The following is a 23,809-nucleotide window of genomic DNA, read 5'->3' on the forward strand; positions in this document are numbered from 1 at the left end:
AATGGCTACAGCCACCGCCACCAGCCCCTGGTACAAGCACCGCTGGCCCTGGATCATCATCGGCATGCTCGCCACCTCCGTGGGCCTGAGCCTGAGCATGGTCAGCATCGCCGTGCGCAACCCGGACAACCTGGTGAACGACAACTACTACGAGGCCGGCAAGGGCATCAACCGCTCGCTGGACCGCGAGATGCTGGCCCAGACCCTCAACCTCAAGGCCAGCGTGCACCTGGATGAACTGACCGGCGAAGTGGACCTGCGCCTGACCGGCAACAGCGACCCGAAAAGCCTGGAACTGAACCTGATCTCGCCAACCCAGCCGGGCAAGGACCGCAAGGTGCTGCTAAGCCGGGTGGACGCCGGGCGTTACGTGGGGCAGCTGGACGACAAGGTCGATGGCCGGCGCTTCGTCGAGCTGCTGGGCAGCCAGGGTGAGCAGGTGTGGCGGTTGTTCGAGGAGGAGAAGGTCGAACATGGCGTGACCTTGCAGCTAGGCGATGAAGCCATCCAGGGTGCCGAGCACCACTGACAGCATCAGCACAACACCTTGTAGGAGCGGGCTTGCCCCGCGAAAGGGCCTGCCCCGTGAACATCGGTTTGCAGGCCCTGCCCTTTCGCGGGGCAAGCTCGCTCCTACAATGAGAATGCATTCCAGCCAGGCTTACTGTAGTTCAGCTCATGACCCAACCCACCCCCTGCTACCACTGCGCCCTGCCCGTTCCCGCCGGCAGCCGCTTCACCGCCGTGGTCCTAGGCGAACCGCGGCAGTTCTGCTGCCCCGGCTGCCAGGCAGTGGCCGAGTCCATCGTCGCCGGGGGCCTGGCGCACTACTACCAGCACCGCAGCGACAGCAGCGCCAACCCCGAAGCGCTGCCCAGGCAGCTGCAGGACGAACTGGCCCTGTACGACCGCAGCGACGTGCAGCAACGCTTCGTGCGCCATGCCAACAACCTCGCAGAGGCCACCCTGCTGGTCGAAGGCATCAGTTGCGCCGCCTGTGGCTGGCTGATCGAGAAACACCTGCGCAACGTGCCAGGTGTGGCCGAAGCACGCCTGAACCTGTCCAACCACCGCCTGCAGCTGAGCTGGGACGACCAGCAGCAACCCTTGTCGCGCCTGCTGGCCGAGCTGCGCCAGATCGGCTACGCCGCCCACCCCTACCAGCCCGACCAGGCCGCCGAGCAGCTGGCCCGCGACAACCGCAGCGCCCTGCGCCGCCTGGGCGTGGCCGGGCTGCTGTGGTTCCAGGCAATGATGGCGACCATGGCCACCTGGCCGGAATTCAACATCGACCTGTCGGCCGAGATGCACACCATTCTGCGCTGGGTGGCGCTGTTTCTGACCATCCCCATCGTGTTCTACAGCTGCGCGCCGTTCTTCAAGGGCGCCGCCCGCGACCTGCGTACCCGCCACCTGACCATGGACGTGTCGGTGTCACTGGCCATCGGCCTGGCCTTCGGCGCCGGGATATGGACTGCCGTCACCGGCAGTGGCGAGCTGTACTTCGACACCGTGGGCATGTTCGCCCTGTTCCTGCTCACTGGCCGCTACCTGGAGCGCCGCGCCCGCGAGCGCACGGCAGCGGCAACCGCGCAACTGGTGAACCTGCTGCCGGCTTCGTGCCTGCGCCTGGATGCCCGGGGCCATGCCGAGCGCATCCTGCTGGGCGAGCTGCAGTGCGGCGACAGCGTGCAGGTGCTGCCCGGCGCGGTGATCCCCGCCGACGGGCGCATCGTCGAGGGCCGCTCCAGTGTCGACGAGTCATTGTTGACCGGTGAATACCTGCCGCAGCCACGCCGGGTGGGCGAACGGGTCACCGGCGGTACGCTGAACGTCGAGAGCACGCTGCACGTGGAAGTCGAGGCGCTGGGCCACGACTCGCGCCTGTCGGCCATCGTCCGCCTGCTGGAACGTGCGCAAACCGAGAAGCCGCGCCTGGCAGAGATCGCCGACCGCGCCTCGCAGTATTTCCTGCTGGTGTCGCTGCTGGCCGCCATCGCCATCGGCCTGTGGTGGTGGCACCTGGACCCGTCCCGGGCGTTCTGGATCGTCCTGGCCATGCTGGTGGCCACCTGCCCGTGCGCGCTGTCGCTGGCGACCCCCACCGCGCTGACCGCCGCCACCGGCACCCTGCACAAGCTCGGCCTGCTGGTGACCCGCGGGCATGTGCTGGAAGGCCTGAACCAGATCGACACGGTGATTTTCGACAAAACCGGCACCCTCACCGAAGGCCGCCTGGCCCTGCGCAGCATTCGCCCGCTCGGCAGCCTGCCCGCCGACCGCTGCCTGGCCCTGGCAGCGGCGCTTGAAAACCGCTCCGAACACCCCATCGCCCGCGCCTTTGGCCGCAGCGCGGCACCGGCCGACGCGGTGCAAAGCGTGCCCGGGCTGGGCCTTGAAGGGCAGCTTGACGGCCAGCGCCTGCGCATCGGCCAGGCCACCTTTGTCTGCGCCCTGAGTGGCGCTGAAATCCCCAGCGTGCCAGAGCCGCGCGGCCAGTGGCTGCTGCTGGGTGACCGCCAGGGCCCGCTGGCCTGGTTCGGCCTGGACGACCGCCTGCGCGACGACGCCCCGGCCCTGCTCGCCGCCTGCAAGGCACGCGGCTGGCGTACCTTGCTGCTGTCGGGCGACAGTTCGCCGATGGTGGCCGAGGTGGCCGCACAGCTGGGCATCGACCAGGCCATCGGCGGCCTGCGCCCGGACGACAAGCTCGACCGGCTCAAGGCGCTGCAGGCGGCCGGGCGCAAGGTGCTGATGCTCGGCGACGGGGTCAACGACGTGCCCGTGCTGGCGGCCGCCGACATCAGCATCGCCATGGGCAGCGCCACGGACCTGGCAAAAACCAGCGCCGATGCGGTGCTGTTGTCCAACCGCCTGCAAGCGCTGGTGCAAGCCTTCGAGCTGGCCCGCCGCACCCGCCGCAACATCCTTGAGAACCTGCTGTGGGCGACCTTGTATAATGGCCTGATGTTGCCGTTCGCCGCGCTCGGCTGGATCACCCCGGTGTGGGCGGCCATCGGCATGTCGGTCAGCTCGCTGATCGTGGTGCTCAATGCCCTGCGCCTCACCCGCCTGCCCAGGGCCTCGGCCCTGCCCGCGCACGCTGCAGCGCACTACCCAAGGAAGTCGCCATGCCCGCCCTCTATGTCATGATTCCGGCCGCGCTGCTGCTTGTCGGGGTGGCCGTGTACATCTTCTTCTGGGCGGTGGACAGCGGCCAGTACGACGACCTGGAGGGCCCGGCCCACAGCATCCTGTTCGATGACCAGGACCCGCGCCACCAGGCGGCGGTGCACCCAGACGAACACGCCGCCGATGACCAGGAGCCGCCACCCCGTGCCTGAGCTGCTTCCCCTGCTGGGTTCGGCACTGGTGCTCGGCCTGCTTGGCGGCGGCCATTGCCTGGGCATGTGCGGCGGCCTGATGGGCGCACTGACCCTGGCCATTCCCCCCGAACAACGTGGCCGGCGCCTGCGCCTGCTGCTGGCCTACAACCTGGGGCGCATTCTCAGCTATGCCAGTGCTGGCTTGCTGCTGGGCCTGGCCGGTTGGGCCGTGGCCAGCAGCCCCGCTGCACTGGGCTTGCGGGTGGTGGCGGCGTTGCTGCTGATTTGCATGGGCTTGTACCTGGCAGGCTGGTGGAGTGGGCTGACCCGCGTCGAGGCGCTGGGCAGGGGCTTGTGGCGGCATATCCAGCCACTGGCCTCGCGGTTGATGCCGGTATCGAGCATGCCCCGGGCGCTGTTGCTCGGCGCCCTGTGGGGGTGGTTGCCCTGTGGGTTGGTGTACAGCACCTTGCTGTGGGCAGCGAGCCAGGGCAATGCCGGGTACAGCGCAGCGCTGATGCTGGCGTTCGGGCTGGGGACCTGGCCGGTGCTGCTGGCTACGGGGTTGGCGGCAGAGCGGGTGAATGCGCTGCTGCGACGGCGTAGCCTGCGCGTGGCGGGTGGGGTGCTGGTGATCCTGTTTGGCCTCTGGACCTTGCCTGGGCCGCACCAGCATTGGTTGATGGGGCATTGAGGAAGGGGCTTTGGCCCATTCGCTGTAGGAGCGGGCTTGCCCCGCGAATGGGCTGCAAAGCAGCCCCCACTTGCCTTGATACAAATCAACACAGTTTCTTACAGACAACCCTAGACTCCGGATCACTGCTGCATAATCCGGGGACTGCCCACATGCTCGACGACCTGCGTTGGGATGCCGACCTGATCCGCCGTTACGATCTGGCCGGCCCGCGCTACACCTCCTACCCGACGGCCGTGCAACTGCACAGCGAGGTAGGCTCGTTCGACCTGCTCCACGCCCTGCGTGAGAGCCGCCGGGCCGTGCGCCCGCTGTCGCTGTACCTGCACGTGCCGTTCTGCGCGAACATCTGCTACTACTGCGCCTGCAACAAGGTCATCACCAAAGACCGTGCCCGTGCGGCGCCCTACCTGCAGCGCCTGGAGCAGGAGATCCAGCTGGTCGCCTGCCACCTGGACCCCAGGCAGCGCGTGGAACAGCTGCATTTCGGCGGTGGCACCCCGACCTTCCTCAGCCACGTCGAACTGCGCCAGTTGATGGCCACCCTGCGCCAGCATTTCAACCTGGTGGATGACGATTCCGGCGACTACGGCATCGAGATCGACCCGCGCGAAGCCGACTGGTCGACCATGGGCCTGCTCCGCGAGCTGGGTTTCAACCGCGTCAGCCTCGGCGTGCAGGACCTGGACCCGGCCGTGCAACGGGCGGTCAACCGCCTGCAAAGCCTGGAGCAGACTCGCACCCTGATCGACGCCGCCCGTACCCTGCAGTTTCGCTCGATCAACCTCGACCTGATCTACGGCCTGCCCAAGCAGACCCCGGAAGGTTTCGCCCGTACCGTCGAGGAAGTGATCCGCCTGCAGCCCGAGCGCCTGTCGGTGTTCAACTACGCCCACCTGCCCGAGCGCTTCATGCCCCAGCGGCGCATCGACAGCAACGACCTGCCGGCCCCGGCGGCCAAGCTGCAGATGCTGCACAACACCATTGAACAGCTCACCGCCGCCGGCTACCGCTACATCGGCATGGACCATTTCGCCCTGCCCGACGACGAGCTGGCCATCGCCCAGGAAGAAGGCACCCTGCAGCGCAACTTCCAGGGCTACACCACCCACGGCCACTGCGACCTGATCGGCCTGGGGGTGTCGGCGATCAGCCAGATCGGCGACCTCTACTGCCAGAACAGCAGCGACCTGAACACCTACCAGGACGCCCTGTCCAACGCCCAGCTGGCCACCCAGCGCGGCTTGATCTGCAACCACGACGACCGCTTGCGCCGCGCGGTGATCCAGCAACTGATCTGCCACTTCGAGCTTGACTTCGAACAGATCGAAAGCGCCTTCACCATCGACTTTCGTGGCTACTTCAAGGCGCTGTGGCCTGAGCTGCAGGCCATGCAACGTGATGGCCTGATCAGCCTCGACAACCAGGGCATCCGCATCCTGCCGGCCGGCCGCCTGCTGGCACGCTCGGTGTGCATGGTGTTCGATGCCTACCTGGCGCAGCACAACCGCCAGCGCTTTTCACGGGTAATCTGACCGCCAAGCCAGTGTCCACATGGACAATGCCCCCGACCAGGCACACTATGGCCTGTAAGGCCTCCCGGCACCTTGCCTGCCGGGGTATCGCCGGTGCGCCCAAAAACGCGTAACTGGCCTACACCCTACGTCGTGAGTTACCCTTACGACTTATGTGTGCTTTCCCACAAGGATCGATTCAAATGTCCGAGCCAGTCAAACTGCGCCCAAACAGCCAGGCCCATTGCAAGGATTGCAGCCTGGCCCCCCTGTGCCTGCCTCTTTCGCTCAACCTGGAAGACATGGATGCACTGGATGAAATCGTCAAGCGCGGGCGCCCGCTGAAAAAGGGTGAGTTCCTGTTCCGCCAGGGTGACAATTTCGGCTCGGTCTACGCAGTACGTTCCGGCGCCCTCAAAACCTTCAGCCTGAGCGACAGTGGCGAGGAGCAGATCACCGGCTTCCACCTGCCCAGCGAGCTGGTCGGGCTATCGGGCATGGACACCGAGGCCTACCCGGTGTCGGCCCAGGCCCAGGAAACCACCTCGGTGTGCGAAATTCCCTTCGAACGCCTCGACGAGCTGTCGGTGCAGCTGCCACAGCTACGCCGCCAGCTGATGCGGGTGATGAGCCGGGAAATCCGTGACGACCAGCAGATGATGCTGCTGCTGTCGAAGAAAACCGCCGACGAGCGCATCGCCACCTTCCTGGTCAACCTGTCGGCACGCTTCCGTGCCCGTGGTTATTCGGCCAACCAGTTCCGCCTGAGCATGTCGCGCAACGAGATGGGTAACTACCTGGGCCTGGCGGTGGAAACCGTGTCGCGGGTGTTCACCCGCTTCCAGCAAAACGGCCTGCTGCGCGCCGAAGGCAAGGAAGTGCACATTCTCGACCCGATCCAGCTGTGCGCGCTGGCCGGCGGTGCGATGGAGGCGTGAAGCCTGCCGTTAGCAGGTATACTGGGGCATTCGTTTTCCCAGGATACCTGCAACAATGCACAGCGACGCCTTCGACCTCAAAGCCCTGATCCGCCCGGTAGTGGACTTTCCCAAGCCGGGCGTGATCTTCCGCGACATCACTCCGCTGTTCCAGTCGCCACGCGGGCTGCGCTACGTTGCCGACCAGTTCATCGAGCGCTACGTCGAGGCCGAGTTCAGCCACATCGGCGCGATGGACGCCCGGGGCTTTCTGATCGGCTCGATCATCGCCCACCAGCTGAACAAGCCACTGATCCTGTTCCGCAAGCAGGGCAAGCTGCCGGCTGACGTGCTGAGCGAGGGGTATCAGACCGAGTACGGCGAGGCGTTCCTGGAGGTTCATGCCGACAGCCTGTGCGAAGGCGATTCGGTGTTGATCTTCGATGACCTGATTGCCACGGGTGGCACGCTGCTGGCGGCGGCCAACCTGGTGCGCCGCACCGGGGCACAGGTGTTCGAGGCGGCGGCGATCATCGACCTACCCGAGCTCGAAGGCTCGCGCCGGCTGCAGGCGGCCGGGGTGCCGACCTTCTGCCTGACCGAGTTTTCCTTGAGCGAGTATTGAGTTGCGGCCCATTCGCGAGCTACGCTCGCTCCTACCGGCGCCGGGCTGTAGGAGCGAGCGCAGCTCGCGATGCGGGCTAGGCTCAAAGCGTGATCGGCTTGCGCCCAGCAAAAGCATGGGCCAAGGTGCCGCCATCGACCAGCTCCAGCTCCCCACCCAGCGGCACGCCATGGGCAATCCGCGAGGCCACCAGGCCCTTCTCATTCAACAACTGGGCGATGTAATGCGCCGTCGCCTCCCCTTCCACGGTCGGGTTGGTGGCCAGAATCACTTCGGTGAACGTGCCCTGCTCCTCGATCCGCGCCATCAGTTGCGGCACGCCAATCGCCTCCGGCCCCAGGCCATCGAGTGGCGACAGGTGGCCCTTGAGCACGAAGTAGCGCCCGCGATAGCCGGTCTGCTCCACCGCGTAAACATCCATCGGCCCTTCCACCACGCACAATTGCGTGTCGTCGCGGCGGGGGTCGCTGCATTGCGGGCACAGCTCCTGCTCGGTCAGGGTGCGGCACTGGCGGCAATGCCCTACCCCTTCCATGGCCTGGGTCAACGCCTGGGCCAAGCGCAGGCCACCGCTGCGGTCGCGCTCAAGCAACTGCAGGGCCATGCGCTGGGCGGTTTTCTGGCCGACGCCTGGGAGAATACGCAGGGCGTCGATCAGTTGGCGGATCAGGGGGCTGAAGCTCATGGGAAAGGCCTGACAAAACAATAAGAGGCGGTTTATACCCACCACGGACCTGCCCGTCAAATTCAATACCCGCGCCGCGCCCGACGCCCAATCCGCCAGGCGAAAAAAAACCGCCGCTGAACACTCAGCGGCGGCTTCAGGCCCTGCAGATACCTTAGAACGGCATCTTGAAGCCCGGTGGCAGTTGCATGCCGGCGGTCATGCTGCCCATCTTGTCCTGGCTGTTCTGCTCGATCTTGCGCACGGCGTCGTTCAGCGCAGCGGCGATCAGGTCTTCCAGCACTTCCTTGTCGTCTTCTTCAGTCGACATCAGGCTCTGGTCGATGCTGACGCGCTTGACGTCGTGACGACCGGTCATCACCACGCTCACCAGGCCGCCACCAGACTGGCCGGTCACTTCGGCGTTGGCCAGCTCTTCCTGCATCTTCTGCATCTTTTCCTGCATCTGCTGGGCCTGCTTCATCAGGCCGGCCATGCCACCTTTCATCATGGGGGTATACCTCGATTGGGTCGTGTGATGCGGCCCTGCACGGGGCCGGCCGCATGGTTATCGGTTACTGGCCCTGGCTCACCAGGGCATCCACAGGCTCAATAGTATCCTGTCGCACCTTGGCACCGAACAGCTTGATCATCTGTTGGACCAGCGGGTCCTGCTCGATGGAGGCCACGGCATCCTGCTGACGCTCGGCGCGCTTGCGCGACGCGGCCTGGGCCGGGGTTTCCTGCTGCGGCAGGATAAGCTCGATGCGCAGGTTCAGCGTGCGCCCCAGGTGCTGGTTCAGCGCCTCGTTCAGGCGCCGTTGCTGGGTGGCGTTGAACAGGGCGCCCTGGCCAGGGTCGAGATGCAGCAGCCAGTCGTCGCCGTCGGCTGCGATCAGCGTACAGTTTGCCGCGATGTTGCCTGTCATGCCGGACACAGGCAACTGTGGGAATAATTCCAGCCATTGCAGGGCCAGGCCGGTTGCAGGCTTGGCCGCCGGCAAAGGCTGCGCGGCCACGGCCGGTGGCTCTTCCTGAACATGCTCGGCCAGCTCGTCGAGGTAGCTGAAGCCGACCGGGTCGCTTTCGCCACCGTAGTAGTCCTCGTCCAATGGCGGCTCGTCGTCACGGTCCATGCCGGCTGAGGCATAGGCGGACGGGTCGAATGGCGGCTCGTCATAGGCCGGCTGGGCACTGGGGGGCGCGGCAACAGGGGCTGGAGCGGGAGCTGGGGCCGGTTCAGGCTGCACAGCGACAGGCGCCGGCGCGGCAGCTGGCTCTTCCCACGGCAGGTCGATCACCGCTTCCACGGCCACCGGCTCGGGCGCAACAGCTTCGGGCTCAGGCTCAGGCTCAGGTGCCGGCGCAGCTATAGGCGCAGGCGCCGCGACCGGTGCGGGCTCGGCCTGCGGGGCTGGCTCGGCGGCCACCGGCTGCGCCAGGGCAGCCACCGGCGCCACTGCTGCCACCGGGGTTGCCGGATCAGCTGTGGCCTGGCTGATCCCCACTGGCTTTAGCACGGGTTTGGGCGCATCGTCGGCGTCGGCTGGGCGGAATGCCAGCATGCGCAGCAGCACCATCTCGAAACCGCCTCGCGGGTCTGGCGCCAACGGCAGGTCGCGGCGGCCGATCAGGCCCATCTGGTAATAGAACTGCACGTCTTCGGCCGGCAGCGCCGCCGCCAGCGCCAGCACCCGGTCGCGGTCGCCCTGGCCATTGTCCACCGCTTCGGGCAGGGCCTGGGCGATGGCCACCCGGTGCAGCACGTTGAGCATTTCGGCCAGCACGCCGCTCCAGTCCGGGCCTTGTTCGGCCAGGTTGCGCACCGCCTCCAGCAGCGCCCGCGCATCGCCTTCGAGCAGCGCCTGCAGCACACCGTAGACCTGGCCGTGATCGAGGCTGCCGAGCATGGCACGCACGTCGGCGGCCAGCACCTTGCCTTCACCGAAGGCGATGGCCTGGTCGGTCAGGCTCATGGCGTCGCGCATCGAACCGTCGGCGGCGCGCCCGAGCAGCCACAGGGCATCGGGCTCGAACGGTACGTTTTCGGCCTGCAGCACGTGGCTCAGGTGCTCCACCACCCGCTCCGGGCTCATGTTCTTCAACGAGAACTGCAGGCAGCGCGAGAGGATGGTAGCGGGCAGCTTCTGCGGGTCGGTGGTGGCGAGGATGAACTTGACGTAGGGTGGCGGCTCTTCCAGCGTCTTGAGCAAGGCGTTGAACGAGTGGGTAGAGAGCATGTGCACTTCGTCGATCAGGTAGACCTTGAAGCGCCCACGGCTCGGCGCGTACTGCACGTTGTCGAGCAGTTCGCGGGTGTCTTCCACCTTGGTGCGGCTGGCGGCGTCGATCTCGATCAGGTCGACGAAGCGGCCCTCGTCGATCTCCCGGCACACCGAACAGGTGCCGCACGGCGCCGAGGTGATGCCGGTTTCACAGTTGAGGCATTTGGCGATGATCCGCGCGATGGTGGTCTTGCCCACGCCGCGAGTACCGGTGAACAGGTAGGCGTGGTGCAGGCGCTGATTGTCCAAGGCATTGATCAAGGCCTTGAGCACATGGGTTTGGCCGACCATTTCGCGGAACGAGCGCGGACGCCATTTACGTGCAAGAACCTGATAACTCATCGAAAAACCATCGCAGCCTGATCGAGCGGAAAGAGCGCTAATGCTAGCGGAGCGGGGCCAAAATTGCACCCTGCCTGGCTCGTCTAAGCTAAGCAACTGGTACGCCGTTCAGGGAGGAAGTGCCTTGCGAAGACTGCTGACCCTGCTGCTTCTGTGGACCACCCACAGCCTGGCGGAGCCGCCGGTGCTGCGTTTTTCCATTGCCGAGAGCTGGAGCATGCCGCTGATGCGGGTGCAAGGCGGCCAGCCGGTGGAGGGTTTGCTGTTCGACCTGATGCAGGCCATGGCCCGCGAAACCGGCGTGCGCCCGGAATATCACGTGATGGCAAGGCTACGCCTGCAGCAGGCCATGGAGGACGGCGATATCGATGTGCGCTGCTATGTCAGCACCCAGTGGCTCAATGATCGCCCGGGGAATTTCGTGTGGAGCGTGCCGTTGATCCACCAGCGCGATGTGCTGGTGGGGCGCGCCGGCGACAACGGCCCTACCCGCCCGGAACAGCTGCCGGTGCAGGCCATTGGCACGGTGCTTGGGTACACCTACACCACCTTGGAGCCTTTTTTTGCCGCGGGGCGGCTGCAGCGTGAAGACAGCCGGAGCCAGGAACTGGCGCTGAAGAAACTGCAGATTGGGCGCTATCGGCATGCGGTCAGCAACGCGCTGTCGCTGCACTGGTTCAATCAGCGCTTGCCGGCTGGGGAGCGGCTGCAGGTGTTGGCGGTGCTGGAAGAACAGTCGCTGGGGTGCATGGTGAGGAATGATCCGGCGGTGCCGACCCAGGCGTTGTTGAGGGCGCTGGTGCGGATGACGGAATCGGGGGAGATTGCGCGGATTGTGGGGCGGTATGGGGGTGGGTGAGCGTGGCGTATGTGTCAGGGCGGCCAGGTGCTTGGCGTGACAGGTTTAGTGCCTGTGAGATCGAGCGCCGCCCGCGCGGCGCTTCGCGAGCTACGCTCGCTCCTACGTTTGTTTCGGGCCAGTTACGCCTGCGCCGTCGCGCGCGACCGCCTTGTTCGTTCACCTCGATATCGAGCCATGCGCCAAGGGGCCGCGCGCGCAGGCAACATGAACATTGGCCGGAAACAAACGTAGGAGCGAGCGCAGCTCGCGAAGCGCCGCGCGGGCGGCGCTCGATCTCACAGGCGCCGAAAATAGGATGGCGAGCACTGCGCCAAAACACATGCAGGGGCGAATCGAATTTTCGGACCCCAGAAATGGAGGCGGCCCCACCAGCCACACCCCGGCACTCGATGTTCCCGCTATGGCTGCTCCCTTCCGGGCCTGACCAGGTTAACGGGTAATCAATGCGGGGGGACCGATGGGGCCACCACTACATGGCTCGCCAAGCAGCGAGCCGCGCCATTGTAACGGTCTGAGGCGAAGATACAAGCGCTAGATAAGAAAAAGTCATCATTTCTCAATGACTTGTCAGGGTTCTGGGCGGGAGATAGCGCCGCTGCGCGGCGCATCGCGAGCTGCGCTCGCTCCTACAGGGGCCGCACATGCCTGTAGGAGCGCCAGGTCACACGGTAATGCCGTGCCCTGCCAGGAAAGCGACGAAGGCTTCTTCATCCAGCACCTTCACCCCCAGTTCGCTGGCCTTGGCCAGCTTGGAGCCGGCACCGGGGCCTGCCACCACGCAGTGGGTCTTGCCAGACACCGAGCCGGCTACCTTGGCGCCCAGCCCTTCCAACTTCTCCTTGGCGATGTCGCGGCTAAAGCGCTCCAGGCTCCCGGTCAATACCCAAGTCTGGCCAGCCAGGGGCAGGCCTTCGGCCACCTTCTTCTCGCAGCTCCAGTGCATGCCGAAGGCCAGCAGCTGCGCCTCGATGTCGCGGGCCAGTTGCTGGTTGGCCTCGTCCTTGAAGAACTCACGCACGGCTTCGGCCTGCTTGGCGGCCAGGGCCTGGCGCAGGTCGATGCCGTCGGCGGCGATGATCTTGTCCAGGCTGTCGAGCTTGGCCACCAGCTTTTCCGCACCGGTGGGGCCAACCGAGGCGATGTCGAGCTTGGCGATCATGCCAGCCAGGGTGGTGCTGGCGGCGAACTCGGCCGCCAGCTCACCTTCGTCCTGTAGCTGCATGCCACTGGCCAGCAACTGTTCGATGACCGTGCGGTTGTGCGCGTCCTCGAAGAAATTGTGGATCTCGTACGCCACTTCCAGGCCAATGTCCGGCAAATACGTCAGCACCTGCGGCAAAGCCTGCTGCACCCGCGCCAGGCTGCCTAGGGAGCGGGCCAGGACCTTGGCGGTTTCCTCGCCCACGTCCGGAATGCCCAGGGCGTAGATGAAACGTGCCAGGCTTGGGCGCTTGCTGGCCTCGATGGCATCGAGCAGCTTCTTGCTGGACACTTCGGCAAAACCTTCCAGGCCGACGATCTGCTCGAACTGCAGTTTGTACAGGTCGGCCGGCGAGCCGATCAGCCCCTCGTCCACCAGCTGCTCTACGCTTTTCTCGCCCAGGCCGTCGATATCCATGGCCCGACGCGACACGTAGTGGATGATCGCCTGCTTGAGCTGGGCGCCACAGGCCAGGCGGCCTACGCAGCGGTACACAGCGCCTTCGCTGGTGGTTTCCTTGCCTTTGCTGCGCTTGACCAGCTGGGTGCGCTCGACCTGCGAGCCGCACACCGGGCACTCGGTGGGCACCTCGACCGGGCGGGCATCTTCCGGGCGGCGCTCGAGCACCACCTGCATCACTTGCGGAATCACGTCACCGGCGCGGCGGATGATTACCGTGTCACCGATGCGCAGGCCCAGGCGGGCGATTTCGTCCATGTTGTGCAGGGTGGCATTGGATACCGTCACGCCCGCCACCTTGACCGGCTTCAGGCGCGCCACCGGCGTCACCGCACCGGTACGCCCAACCTGGAACTCCACGTCGAGCACTTCGGTGAGCTCTTCCATCGCCGGGAACTTGTGGGCGATGGCCCAGCGTGGTTCACGGGCGCGGAAACCCAGTTCGCGCTGGGCCGCCAGGCTGTTGACCTTGAACACCACGCCGTCGATCTCGTACGGCAGGCTGTTGCGCCGCTCGCCAATGTCGCGGTAGTAGGCCAGGCACTCTTCGATGCCGGCCGCATGGCGCAGCTCGCGGCTGATCGGCAGGCCCCATTGCTTGAGCTGTTCGAGGATGCCGATATGGCTTTCACCGATGCTTTCGCTGACCTGCCCCACGCCGTAGCAGCAGAACTCCAGCGGGCGGCTGGCGGTGATTTTCGAGTCCAGCTGGCGAAGGCTGCCGGCAGCGGCGTTGCGCGGGTTGGCGAAGGTCTTGCCGCCTGCTTCGGCCTGGGCGGCATTGAGGCGGTCGAAACCCGCCTTGCTCATGTACACCTCGCCGCGCACTTCAAGCACGGCAGGCCAACCCTCGCCCTGCAGCTTCAACGGAATGTTGCGCACGGTGCGCACGTTGGCGCTGATGTCTTCACCGGTGGTGCCGTCGCCGCGGGTGGCGCCCTGCACCAGTTGGCCATCGCGGTATAGCAGGCTTACCGCCAGGCCGTCGAGCTTGGGCTCGCAGCTGAAGTCCACGGCGCCGGGTTGATCGAGGCCGTCGACCACGCGGCGGCCGAATTCACGCAGGTCGGCTTCTTCGAAGGCGTTGCCCAGGCTGAGCATCGGCACTTCGTGGCGCACTTGGCTGAAGGCCGCCAGGGCAGCACCGCCAACGCGCTGGGTGGGCGAGTCGGGGGTGACCAGGTGCGGGTTTTCAGCTTCCAGCGCCTTGAGTTCGTTGAACAGGCGGTCGTATTCGGCGTCGGGCACGCTTGGCTCGTCGAGCACGTAGTAGCGGTAGTTGTGCTGGTCGAGTTCGGCGCGCAGGGCGTGGATTCGGGTTTCGGCGGTCATTTTTCAGGTTCTCTTGCAAAGCAAAAAAGCAGCCTGAAGAGGTGCTTGGGGTTCAGGGGGGGGGTTAAAGCCTGTGCCGGCCCTTTCGCGGGGCGAGCCCGCTCCTACAGGAACGGGTTTACCCGCGAAAGGGCCGGCACAGGTGAAACCAACCTTGAACCAACCAGCAAACCCAACAGGCTGCTCTTTCGTCTGGATCTATCAGCGCTTCTGGGTCAGCGCGCGGCGCTCGAACTCGACAATGCGCTGGCGGTAATGCTCGATGGTCTGGGCGGTCAGCACGCTGCGCTGGTCGTCCTTCAACTCGCCGTTGAGTTCGTGGGCCAGCTTGCGCGCCGCGGCCACCATCACGTCGAAGGCCTGCTTCGGATGACGCGGGCCAGGCAGGCCGAGGAAGAAGCTTACGGCACGGGTGCTGAAGTGGTCGATGTCGTCCAGGTCGAAAATACCGGGCTTCACGGCGTTGGCCATGGAGAACAGCACCTCGCCGTGGCCGGCCATGCTTTCGTGGCGGTGGAAGATGTCCATTTCGCCGAAACGCAGGCCGCTTTCCAGAATGTTCTGCAGCAGCGCCGGGCCCTTGAAGCCACCCTCGTCGCGGGAGATCACGCTGATCACCAGCACTTCCTCGGCCGGTGGCAGTTCCTTGGCCGGGCTGGCGCTGGCGGCGGCGCCACTGCGCGTGTCGGCGGCGAAATCGTCTTCGCTGTCGGCGAACAGGTCGGGCTCGCGCGGCTCGGCGGCCAGGTTCAGGTCACCCTGCTGCTGAGCTTCAGCCGCACGCTTGGCGCGCTTGCTGGCCTTGGCCGGCTTCACCTCACGTTCGCGTTCACGCGCCGGGGCGCTGAGCGACGGCAGGTCGCTTTCGTCCAGTTCCGGCTCCTTCTGGGTATCGAGCACCCGCGACGGGCCGAGCACTTCAGCGCTGCCCTCCTCGTCCGGCAGGTTGGAGTAACTGCGATCCAGGCGGAATTTCAACTTGCCCTTGCCGCCGCGCATGCGGCGCCAGCCGTCGAAAAGAATACCGGCGATGACAATGATGCCGATGAGGATCAGCCACTCGCGCAGACCGATTTCCATGTAATCCCGTGCCTCTATAAAAATATGCTTGAAAACAAAGGGTTCAAAGCCCTTTAACACGTGGCGCCAACTCTATGTTCTGACAGGCGTTTTACCCACGCAAAAAACGAGTGACATTAAGCTAGCACGACCAAAGACAACTTTACACCGTCTGTCGCACCTGACAGGGGCATTTGCCTACAGAATTCGCCTATTCTTCGCTCATCAGGCGTCTACCATGGCCAACGCCTCCTCCACATCAACTGCAACAAGACGTGAACAACCCGGCTCGTGCATGGTCACCCCCATCAATTGATCCGCCATCTCCATGGCAATCTTGTTATGGGTGATGTAGATGAACTGCACGCTTTCACTCATTTCCTTGACCAGCCGGGCGTACCGGCCGACGTTGGCATCGTCCAGCGGCGCATCGACCTCGTCGAGCATGCAGAACGGTGCGGGGTTCAGCTTGAAGATGGCAAACACCAGCGCCAATGCGGTCAGTGCCTTCTCGCCGCCGGACAGCAGATGGATGGTGCTGTTCTTCTTGCCCGGCGGGCGCGCCATGATCGTCACCCCTGTATCGAGTAAATCTTCGCCCGTCAGTTCCAGATAGGCGCTGCCACCACCGAAAACTTTTGGGAAAAGTGCCTGTAATCCGGCATTTATCTGATCAAAGGTATCCTTGAAGCGGTTGCGGGTTTCCTTGTCGATCTTGCGAATGACGCTTTCCAGGGTTTCCAGGGCCTCGACCAGGTCAGCGTCCTGGGCATCGAGGTAACGCTTGCGCTCGGACTGCTGCTCGTATTCCTCGATGGCCGCCAGGTTGATCGCGCCCAGGCGCTGGATGCGGCCCTCGACCTGCTCCAGTTCCTGCTCGGTACCCTGCTCGCTGGCATCGGCCTCGAGCGTGGCGAGCACACCCTGCAAATCGTAGCCGTCGGCCAGCAATTGTTCCTGTAGGGTTTTGCGACGAATGTCCAGGCCCTGGTTCTCCAGGCGCATCTGTTCCAGCTGGCCGCGCAGCATCTGGGCTTGCTGCTCGGCCTGGGTACGGCGCTTTTCAGCATCGCGCAGTGCGCGGTCGGCTTCGTCCATGTGCAGGCGGGCCTGGCGCATTTCCTCGTCGACACTCATGCGCCGCTCCAGCAGCTCTTCGAGTTTCAGGCGCAATTCTTCCTGCGGCGCCTCGCCTTCCTCGAGGTTCAGGCTCAGCTGTTCCTGGCGCTCGCTCAGGCGCGCGGCCTGCTGCTCCAGGCGCTCCAGGGCCTGGCGGGTGGAATCGTGCTGGGCGCGCAGCGAGCCCAGGCGCACGGCCAGCTGGTGGGCATGGTCCTTGTGCTGGCGGGCCTCCTGGCGGATGCGGTCGAGGCCTTCGCGCAGGGTGTCGCGGCGCGCCATCAACTGCTCGCGCTGCTCGGTGTCGTGGGCCATCAGGTCCAGGGCTTCCTGCAGCACCAGGCGGGCTTCGCCCAGTTGCTCGTGCTCCAAAGCGCGTTGTTCCTGAAGTTCGGCCAGCTCTTCCTGCAGCCGACGGCGGCGCAGTTCGACCTGTTCGGCGCGGGCGCGCCCGGCCGACAGGCTGGCCTTGAGCTCGCCGTGCTGGCGGCTTTCTTCCTGGGTGCGGCGGCGCAGTTGCTCGCGCTGCTCCTCAAGGCCCCGCTGCTGCTCGCGGGTGCCCTGCAGCTGTTGTTCGCACTGCTCCAGCGCCGCTTCCAGCGCCAGTTGCTCCTCGCCCAAGCGCTCGATTTCCTGGCCGCGGGCCAACACGCCGCCCTGGGCCTCGCCACCGCGGCTGACCCGCAGAAAATGCCGGCCCACCCAGTAGCCATCACGGCTGACCAAGCTCTGCCCTGCAGCCAGCGAAGCACGCCGGGCCAGCGCCTCGGCCAGGTTTTCCACCGGCAGCACCTGGCCCAGCCAGGCCGCCAGATCGCTACTGCCTTCCACCTTGTCGAGCAGGCTGCCGGGCTGGCGCGGGCTGCTGCCGCCTGCCTGCAACAGGCGCAGGTCGCCTTGTTGCAGGGCGCTGAAGTCCAAAGCGCTGAAGTCGTCGACCAACACCGCCTGCAGGTCGGCGCCCAGCACGGTTTCCACCGCCAGTTCCCAGCCCGGCTCCACACGCAGCCCCTCGGCCAGCCGTGGGCGCTGTTCCAGGCCCTGGTCGCGCAGCCAGTCGGCAGCACCAGCACCCGGCTCCAACGCAGCTTGCTGCAGTGCTTCCAGCGAAGCCAGGCGCCCACCCAGGCGCTGCAGGTCGCCCTGCTGTTGCTGCTGGGCCTGGGTGGCCTGCTGCAATTGCCCGCGCACCTCTTCCAGGCGCTCGACCACCTGTTGCTCCTGCAGGTGCAACTCTTCGAGCAGCATTTCGCTGCTGGCCATCTGCTCGGCGAGTTCGAGCATGCTGGCGTCCTGCGGGTCGGCGCCCAGCTGCTCGCCTTCTTCGCTCAGCTTGCGCTGGCGCTCGGCCAGGCGCTCCAGGCTGCTTTCCAGCTGCTGCAGGCGCGCCTGTTGCACTTCGGCCTGGCGCCGTGGCTCGGCAGAGCGGGTGTTGAAGCTGTCCCACTGTTCCTGCCAACTGTGCATGCCCAGCTCGGCTTCTTCCAGGGTGGCGGCGGCTTCCTCGGCGGCGGCCAGGGTCATTTCCTGCTCGGGTTCGAGCATGGCCAGCTCTTCGCCCAGGGTCGCCAGCAAGGTGCGGTCGTGGCCCAGGTGCGACTCGGTTTCCTGGCGGGTGCGCTCGGCCTCCTTGAGGTCGTCCTGCAACTGGCGCAGGCGCTGCTGGCCGTGCTGGATGCTCTGCTCGACCCGGGCGATGTCACCGGCCACCGAATAGAAGCGCCCCTGCACCTGGTTGAAGCGCTCGGACAGTTCGTGGTGGCCGTCGCGCAGGCGCTCGATGCTGGCATCGGCGTTGCGCTGTTCGGCCACCAAGGCCTCGTGGGCCACGTCCTGGTCGCCGATCACCGTCTCGCGCTGGCGCACGCGCGCGTCCAGGTCACGCCAGCGCAGGGCCGACAGGCGCGCCTTGAGCTGGCGCTCCAGGGCCTTGTACTCGCGGTATTTTTCGGCGGCCTGGGCCTGGCGGTGCAGGCGTTCGAGCTGGCGTTCCAGCTCGTCGCGCAGGTCGGTCAGGCGCGCCAGGTTTTCCTGGGTGCGGCGAATGCGGTTCTCGGTTTCGCGGCGGCGCTCCTTGTACTTGGAGATGCCGGCGGCTTCCTCGATGAAGTTGCGCAGCTCCTCAGGCTTGGCCTCGATCAGCTTGGAGATCATGCCCTGTTCGATGATCGAGTAGCTGCGCGGGCCCAGGCCAGTGCCAAGGAAAATGTCGGTGATGTCGCGGCGCCGGCACTTGGTGCCGTTCAGGTAATAGCTGTTCTGCCCGTCGCGGGTAACCTTGCGCCGGATGGAGATCTCGGCGTAGGCGGCATACTCGCCAAGCAAGGTGGTTTCGCTGTTGTCGAACACCAGTTCGATGCTGGCCTGGCTGACCGGCTTGCGGCTGGTGGAGCCGTTGAAGATGACGTCGGTCATCGACTCGCCGCGCAGGTTTTTCGCCGAACTTTCGCCCATCACCCAGCGCACGGCGTCGATGATGTTGGACTTGCCACAGCCGTTGGGGCCAACCACGGCCGCCATGTTGCTGGGAAAATTGACCGTGGTCGGGTCGACGAACGACTTGAACCCGGCCAGGCGAATGCACTTCAGGCGCATCGATCAGGCCCGGGCCAATGCCGCCAGCACCAGCTCGCAACTGCGCTGGCCATAGGCGGTAAGCACCTCGCGGATGCGCGGCAGGTCGCGGGCGACCACGGCTTCGAGCAGGCGGGCGAACAGGTCGAGGTAGTCGTCCATGTTGGCCTGGCGCTGGTCCAGGGCCAGGTAGTAGGCGCGGCTCATGGCCGGCTGCAGGTTTTCCACGGTTTCCTGCAGGTAGGGGTTGTCGGCGAAGGGGTAGGCCGCGCGCATCACCGCGAAGCTTTCGGCGACGAACACCTTGATGTCCTGCTGCTCACGGGCCTGGCGCAGGCGTTGCTGGATGTCCAGGAACGGGCGCAGGTCGGCCTCGAGGCGCCACTTTTGTGCAACCGCATTGCCCAGCAGGATGTAGAACTCGCCCATCAGGGTGCACAGGCTGCGCACGCTGCGCTCGTCCAGCTCGGTCACATGGGCGCCACGGCGCGGCAGAATCGCGATCAGGTGGCGGCGTTCCAGGATCAATAGCGCTTCGCGCACCGAGCCCCGGCTGACGCTGAGGGCCTGGGTAACCTTCTGCTCCTGGATGCGTTCACCCGGGGCGAGTTCGCCGCGGATGATGCGTTCGGCCAGGTAGTCGGCAATCTGCTCGGAGAGGCTGTCCGGCGCCTTGAACGTCATGGTTTTCCTTCAAAATCATTGAACTGGGCACAAGGGGGCGATTGTAGCGTAATTGGCCAGCGCACGCGCAGAGGGCGGCGGTGGTTTATTTGACCCGCCAGACAACCCGGCGACCGGCGCGATCTATGCTTCAGACAAGGGTACGGCGTTGGGCCGGGCATTGGCACGGGGCACTTCTTGACCTTTGAGTCAGAAAATTGTTGACCGCTGTGTCAGGCCTGCTTATTGTCCGCCCAACAACAATAAAACCATTGCGAGGCCACCCCCGTGATCCAGTTTCTTGTCAACCAGGCGCTGCATAGCGAGCACGCCCTGGACCCGAACATGACGGTGCTGCAGTACCTGCGCGAGCACCTGGGCCAACCCGGCACCAAGGAAGGCTGCGCCAGCGGTGACTGCGGCGCCTGCACCGTGGTGGTGGGTGAGCTGGTCGAGGATGCCCAGGGTGAAGACAGCCTGCGCTATCGCAGCCTCAACTCATGCCTGACGTTCGTTTCCGCCCTGCATGGCAAGCAACTGATCAGTGTCGAAGGCCTCAAGCACCAGGGCCAACTGCACAGCGTGCAACAGGCCATGGCCGACTGCCATGGCTCGCAGTGCGGGTTCTGCACCCCAGGCTTCGTGATGTCGCTGTTCGCCCTGCAGAAGAACAGCCAGGGCCACGACCTGCACCAGGCCCAGGAAGCCCTGGCTGGCAACCTGTGCCGCTGCACCGGTTACCGGCCGATTCTCGACGCGGCCGAGCAAAGCTGCCGCCAGCCTTGCCGTGACCAGTTCGACGCCCAGCAGGCGCAGACCATCGCCCGCCTGAAGGCCATCGCCCCCAGCCAGACCGGCGAGCTCAACAGCGGTGACAAGCGCTGCCTGGTGCCACTGACCGTGGCCGACCTGGCCGACCTGTACAGTTCGCACCCCGAAGCGCGCCTGCTGGCCGGCGGCACCGACCTGGCGCTGGAAGTGACCCAGTTCCACAAGACCCTGCCGGTGATGATCTACGTTGGCCATGTTGCCGAGCTCAAGCGCATCGACAAGACCGCCAGCCACCTGGAAATCGGCGCCGCCACCCCGCTCACCGACTGCTACGGCGCACTCAACGCCGAGTACCCCGACTTCGGCGACCTGCTGCACCGCTTCGCCTCGCTGCAAATCCGCAACCAGGGCACCCTGGGCGGCAACATCGGCAATGCCTCGCCCATCGGTGACTCCCCGCCCCTGCTGATCGCCCTGGATGCACAGATCGTCCTGCGCCAGGGCGAGCGCCAGCGGGTGATGCCGCTGGAAGACTACTTCATCGACTACCGCATCACGGCCCGCCAGGACAGCGAGTTCATCGAGAAGGTCATCGTGCCCCGCGCCAGCAACGACTGGGCCTTCCGTGCCTATAAAGTGTCCAAGCGCCTGGACGACGATATTTCCGCCGTGTGCGGCGCCTTCAACCTGAGCATCGAGAACGGTGTGGTCAGTGGCGTGCGCATCGCCTTCGGCGGCATGGCCGCGATCCCCAAGCGTGCCCGCGCCTGCGAAGCGGCCCTGCGCGGCAAACCGTGGAACCCGGCCAGCATCGAGCGCGCCTGCCAGGCCCTGGCCGAGGACTTCAGCCCGCTCAGCGATTTTCGCGCCAGCAAGGAATACCGCCTGCTGACCGCGCAGAACCTGCTGCGCAAGTACTTCATCGAACAGCAAACGCCTTACATCGAAACCCGGGTGACCGACTATGTCTGACCATCACGTAGCCAAAAGCCAGGCCGAGATGGCCGAACTGTTCAGCCAGGACCTGGCCACCGGGGTTGGCCGCAGCGTCAAGCACGACAGCGCCGACAAGCACGTGTCCGGCGAAGCGGTGTACATCGACGACCGCCTGGAATTCCCCAACCAGTTGCACGTGTATGCGCGCACGGCTGACCGTGCCCATGCCCGCATCCTGCGCATCGACACCACGCCCTGCTACGCCTTCGAGGGGGTGCGCATCGCCATTACCCACGAAGACATCCCAGGCCTGAAGGACATCGGCCCAGTGGTCGCCGGCGACCCACTGCTGGCCATCGACAAGGTGGAGTTCTTCGGCCAGCCGGTGCTTGCCGTGGCCGCCCGCGACCTGGACACCGCGCGCCGCGCGGCGCTGGCGGCGATCATCGAGTACGAAGACCTGGAGCCGGTGCTGGACGTGGTCGAGGCGCTGCGCAAGAAGCACTTCGTGCTCGACAGCCACACCCACCAGCGCGGTGACTCCGCCGCCGCCCTGGCCAGCGCCCCGCACCGCCTGCAGGGCAGCCTGCACATCGGTGGCCAGGAGCACTTCTACCTGGAAACGCAGATTTCCTCGGTGATGCCGACCGAAGACGGCGGCATGATCGTCTACTGCTCCACCCAGAACCCCACCGAAGTGCAGAAGCTGGTGGCCGAAGTGCTCGATGTGCCGATGAACAAGGTGGTGCTGGACATGCGCCGCATGGGCGGCGGTTTTGGCGGCAAGGAAACCCAGGCCGCCAGCCCCGCGTGCCTGTGCGCGGTGATCGCACGCCTGACCGGCCAGCCGACCAAGATGCGCCTGCCACGGGTCGAAGACATGACCATGACCGGCAAGCGCCACCCGTTCTACGTGGAGTACGACGTCGGCTTCGACGACGATGGCCGCCTGCACGGCATCAACTTCGACCTGGCCGGCAACTGCGGTTATTCGCCCGACCTGTCCGGCTCGATCGTCGACCGCGCCATGTTCCACTCCGACAACGCCTACTACCTGGGCGATGCCACGGTCCATGGCCACCGCTGCAAGACCAACACCGCCTCCAACACCGCCTACCGCGGCTTTGGCGGGCCACAGGGGATGGTTGCCATCGAGCAGGTAATGGACCACATCGCCCGTCACCTGGGCCGTGACCCGCTGGCGGTGCGCAAGGCCAACTACTACGGCAAGACCGAGCGCAACGTCACCCACTACTACCAGACCGTCGAGCACAACATGCTCGAAGAAATGACCGCAGAGCTGGAGGCCAGCAGCGATTACGCCGAGCGCCGCGAGTCGATCCGCCGCTTCAACGCCAACAGCCCGGTGCTCAAGAAAGGCCTGGCGCTGACCCCGGTGAAGTTCGGCATCTCGTTCACCGCCACCTTCCTCAACCAGGCAGGTGCCCTGATTCACATCTATACCGACGGCAGCATCCACCTGAACCACGGCGGCACCGAAATGGGCCAGGGCCTCAATACCAAGGTGGCGCAGGTGGTGGCGCAGGTGTTCCAGGTGGATTTCAGCCGCATCCAGATCACCGCCACCAATACCGACAAGGTGCCCAACACGTCACCCACCGCTGCTTCCAGCGGTGCCGACCTGAACGGCAAGGCGGCGCAGAACGCCGCCGAAATCCTCAAGAAGCGCCTCACCGAGTTCGCTGCACGGCACTACCAGGTTACCGAGGAAGACGTGGAGTTTCGCAACGGCCATGTGCGCGTGCGCGACCAGTTGCTGAGCTTCGAGCAACTGGTGCAGCAGGCTTACTTCGGCCAGGTGTCGCTGTCGAGCACCGGCTTCTACCGCACGCCGAAGATCTACTACGACCGCAGCCAGGCCCGCGGCCGGCCGTTCTACTACTTTGCCTTTGGCGCAGCCTGCGTGGAGGTGATCGTCGACACCCTCACCGGCGAGTACAAGATGCTGCGTGCCGACATCCTGCACGACGTGGGCGATTCGCTGAACCCGGCCATCGACATCGGCCAGGTGGAAGGCGGTTTCATCCAGGGCATGGGTTGGCTGACCACCGAGGAGCTGGTGTGGAACGCCAAGGGCAAGCTGATGACCAATGGCCCGGCCAGCTACAAGATCCCGGCGGTGGCCGACATGCCGCTGGACATGCGGGTGAAGCTGGTGGAAAACCGCAAGAACCCCGAAGACACTGTGTTCCACTCCAAGGCCGTGGGCGAGCCGCCGTTCATGCTCGGCATCGCGGCCTGGTGCGCGATCAAGGACGCGGTGGCCAGCATTGCCGACTACCGTGTGCAACCCCTGGTGGATGCACCGGCAACGCCGGAGCGGGTGCTGTGGGGCTGCGAGCAGATGCGCAAGGCGGCAGCGGCCACGCAACCTGCCGAGCCACAACTGGAAACCGTGAGTCACTGACAACCCGCTTTTCCTGTAGGAGCGACCGCAGGTCGCGA

At 65.5% G+C, this 23,809-nt stretch carries 16 protein-coding genes, 1 other RNA gene and 2 pseudogenes; 10 read left to right on the forward strand and 9 right to left on the reverse strand.

Annotated features, from left to right (window positions below):
• Nucleotide 1: 1 nt before the first annotated feature.
• The 7 genes from F3J44_RS13060 (at nt 2) to F3J44_RS13090 (ending at nt 7,076) form a co-directional block, all read left to right on the forward strand.
• Entirely contained in the window at nt 2-529 is a 528-nt protein-coding gene (locus F3J44_RS13060; RefSeq protein WP_167065548.1) for a FixH family protein, read from the forward strand.
• A 149-nt stretch (nt 530-678) separates the two neighbouring features.
• Nucleotides 679-3,153: a heavy metal translocating P-type ATPase gene (locus F3J44_RS13065; protein ID WP_167272967.1), complete on the forward strand. Its 2,475-nt coding sequence runs from the start codon at nt 679-681 to the stop codon at nt 3,151-3,153.
• Nucleotides 3,132-3,344: a cbb3-type cytochrome oxidase assembly protein CcoS gene (gene ccoS / locus F3J44_RS13070; RefSeq protein WP_167065542.1), complete on the forward strand. Its 213-nt coding sequence runs from the start codon at nt 3,132-3,134 to the stop codon at nt 3,342-3,344. The genes F3J44_RS13065 and ccoS overlap by 22 nt, the downstream gene beginning before the upstream one ends.
• Complete coding sequence (locus tag F3J44_RS13075) at nt 3,337-4,020, forward strand: sulfite exporter TauE/SafE family protein (RefSeq protein ID WP_167272970.1); 684 nt, start codon at nt 3,337-3,339, stop codon at nt 4,018-4,020. Before ccoS ends, F3J44_RS13075 begins: the two co-directional genes overlap by 8 nt.
• Nucleotides 4,021-4,172: 152 nt before the next feature.
• Nucleotides 4,173-5,555, forward strand: coding sequence for an oxygen-independent coproporphyrinogen III oxidase (gene hemN / locus F3J44_RS13080; protein ID WP_167272974.1), 1,383 nt, complete (start codon nt 4,173-4,175; stop codon nt 5,553-5,555).
• Between the two features lie 182 nt (nt 5,556-5,737).
• A complete protein-coding gene (gene fnrA / locus F3J44_RS13085; RefSeq protein ID WP_167065533.1) occupies nt 5,738-6,472 on the forward strand; it encodes a Crp/Fnr family transcriptional regulator FnrA in 735 nt (244 codons plus the stop codon).
• Between the two features lie 55 nt (nt 6,473-6,527).
• Nucleotides 6,528-7,076 carry an adenine phosphoribosyltransferase gene (locus tag F3J44_RS13090; RefSeq protein ID WP_054573138.1) on the forward strand — a complete coding sequence of 183 codons (549 nt, stop codon included), beginning with the start codon at nt 6,528-6,530 and terminating at the stop codon, nt 7,074-7,076.
• A gap of 82 nt (nt 7,077-7,158) precedes the next feature.
• Here F3J44_RS13090 and recR read toward each other — a convergent pair whose 3' ends face one another.
• From recR to dnaX, 3 genes are all read right to left on the reverse strand, one after another.
• Nucleotides 7,159-7,761: a recombination mediator RecR gene (recR, locus tag F3J44_RS13095; RefSeq protein ID WP_167272976.1), complete on the reverse strand. Its 603-nt coding sequence runs from the start codon at nt 7,759-7,761 to the stop codon at nt 7,159-7,161.
• Between the two features lie 154 nt (nt 7,762-7,915).
• Complete coding sequence (locus F3J44_RS13100) at nt 7,916-8,251, reverse strand: YbaB/EbfC family nucleoid-associated protein (protein ID WP_167065527.1); 336 nt, start codon at nt 8,249-8,251, stop codon at nt 7,916-7,918.
• A 64-nt stretch (nt 8,252-8,315) separates the two neighbouring features.
• Nucleotides 8,316-10,367, reverse strand: coding sequence for a DNA polymerase III subunit gamma/tau (dnaX, locus tag F3J44_RS13105; protein ID WP_167272979.1), 2,052 nt, complete (start codon nt 10,365-10,367; stop codon nt 8,316-8,318).
• Between the two features lie 124 nt (nt 10,368-10,491).
• On the opposite strand from dnaX, the gene F3J44_RS13110 reads away from it, so the two are divergent.
• Nucleotides 10,492-11,226, forward strand: a complete 735-nt coding sequence (locus tag F3J44_RS13110) for an ABC transporter substrate-binding protein (protein WP_167272981.1) — start codon at nt 10,492-10,494, stop codon at nt 11,224-11,226.
• Nucleotides 11,227-11,592: 366 nt separating this feature from the next.
• On the opposite strand, the gene ffs is transcribed toward F3J44_RS13110, so the two are convergent.
• From ffs to F3J44_RS13135, 6 genes and pseudogenes are all read right to left on the reverse strand, one after another.
• Nucleotides 11,593-11,689: signal recognition particle sRNA small type (gene ffs, locus F3J44_RS13115), an RNA gene on the reverse strand.
• A gap of 201 nt (nt 11,690-11,890) precedes the next feature.
• Nucleotides 11,891-12,133: pseudogene (locus F3J44_RS30370) on the reverse strand (BRCT domain-containing protein); the annotation flags it as partial.
• A 282-nt stretch (nt 12,134-12,415) separates the two neighbouring features.
• Nucleotides 12,416-14,221: pseudogene (gene ligA / locus F3J44_RS13120) on the reverse strand (NAD-dependent DNA ligase LigA); the annotation flags it as partial.
• Nucleotides 14,222-14,422: 201 nt separating this feature from the next.
• Complete coding sequence (gene zipA / locus F3J44_RS13125; RefSeq protein WP_167065498.1) at nt 14,423-15,301, reverse strand: cell division protein ZipA; 879 nt, start codon at nt 15,299-15,301, stop codon at nt 14,423-14,425.
• Nucleotides 15,302-15,505: 204 nt separating this feature from the next.
• Nucleotides 15,506-18,994 carry a chromosome segregation protein SMC gene (gene smc, locus F3J44_RS13130; RefSeq protein ID WP_167272984.1) on the reverse strand — a complete coding sequence of 1,163 codons (3,489 nt, stop codon included), beginning with the start codon at nt 18,992-18,994 and terminating at the stop codon, nt 15,506-15,508.
• A gap of 3 nt (nt 18,995-18,997) precedes the next feature.
• Nucleotides 18,998-19,657 (reverse strand): GntR family transcriptional regulator, encoded by a 660-nt coding sequence (locus tag F3J44_RS13135; protein ID WP_167065470.1) that lies wholly within the window; start codon nt 19,655-19,657, stop codon nt 18,998-19,000.
• 267 nt (nt 19,658-19,924) lie between these two features.
• Here F3J44_RS13135 and xdhA point away from each other — a divergent pair, with 267 nt between their 5' ends.
• Together xdhA and xdhB are read left to right on the forward strand one after the other, a co-directional pair.
• Nucleotides 19,925-21,379: a xanthine dehydrogenase small subunit gene (xdhA, locus tag F3J44_RS13140; RefSeq protein ID WP_167272985.1), complete on the forward strand. Its 1,455-nt coding sequence runs from the start codon at nt 19,925-19,927 to the stop codon at nt 21,377-21,379.
• Complete coding sequence (gene xdhB, locus F3J44_RS13145) at nt 21,372-23,771, forward strand: xanthine dehydrogenase molybdopterin binding subunit (RefSeq protein WP_167272989.1); 2,400 nt, start codon at nt 21,372-21,374, stop codon at nt 23,769-23,771. The genes xdhA and xdhB overlap by 8 nt, the downstream gene beginning before the upstream one ends.
• The last annotated feature ends 38 nt before the right edge of the window (nt 23,772-23,809 follow it).

It is taken from the genome of Pantoea sp. Tr-811, from assembly GCF_011752535.1.
In the GTDB taxonomy this organism is placed as follows: Bacteria; Pseudomonadota; Gammaproteobacteria; order Pseudomonadales; family Pseudomonadaceae; genus Aquipseudomonas.

Excerpts from the sequence above, each read along its gene's own strand:
- F3J44_RS13060 (WP_167065548.1), top strand. The coding sequence starts at position 2 with ATGGCTACAGCCACCGCCACCAGCCCCTGGTACAAGCACCGCTGGCCC.
- F3J44_RS13065 (WP_167272967.1), top strand. The coding sequence starts at position 679 with ATGACCCAACCCACCCCCTGCTACCACTGCGCCCTGCCCGTTCCCGCC.
- ccoS (WP_167065542.1), top strand. The coding sequence starts at position 3,132 with ATGCCCGCCCTCTATGTCATGATTCCGGCCGCGCTGCTGCTTGTCGGG.
- hemN (WP_167272974.1), top strand. The coding sequence starts at position 4,173 with ATGCTCGACGACCTGCGTTGGGATGCCGACCTGATCCGCCGTTACGAT.
- fnrA (WP_167065533.1), top strand. The coding sequence starts at position 5,738 with ATGTCCGAGCCAGTCAAACTGCGCCCAAACAGCCAGGCCCATTGCAAG.
- F3J44_RS13090 (WP_054573138.1), top strand. The coding sequence starts at position 6,528 with ATGCACAGCGACGCCTTCGACCTCAAAGCCCTGATCCGCCCGGTAGTG.
- recR (WP_167272976.1), bottom strand. The coding sequence starts at position 7,761 with ATGAGCTTCAGCCCCCTGATCCGCCAACTGATCGACGCCCTGCGTATT.
- F3J44_RS13100 (WP_167065527.1), bottom strand. The coding sequence starts at position 8,251 with ATGATGAAAGGTGGCATGGCCGGCCTGATGAAGCAGGCCCAGCAGATG.
- dnaX (WP_167272979.1), bottom strand. The coding sequence starts at position 10,367 with ATGAGTTATCAGGTTCTTGCACGTAAATGGCGTCCGCGCTCGTTCCGC.
- zipA (WP_167065498.1), bottom strand. The coding sequence starts at position 15,301 with ATGGAAATCGGTCTGCGCGAGTGGCTGATCCTCATCGGCATCATTGTC.
- smc (WP_167272984.1), bottom strand. The coding sequence starts at position 18,994 with ATGCGCCTGAAGTGCATTCGCCTGGCCGGGTTCAAGTCGTTCGTCGAC.
- F3J44_RS13135 (WP_167065470.1), bottom strand. The coding sequence starts at position 19,657 with ATGACGTTCAAGGCGCCGGACAGCCTCTCCGAGCAGATTGCCGACTAC.
- xdhB (WP_167272989.1), top strand. The coding sequence starts at position 21,372 with ATGTCTGACCATCACGTAGCCAAAAGCCAGGCCGAGATGGCCGAACTG.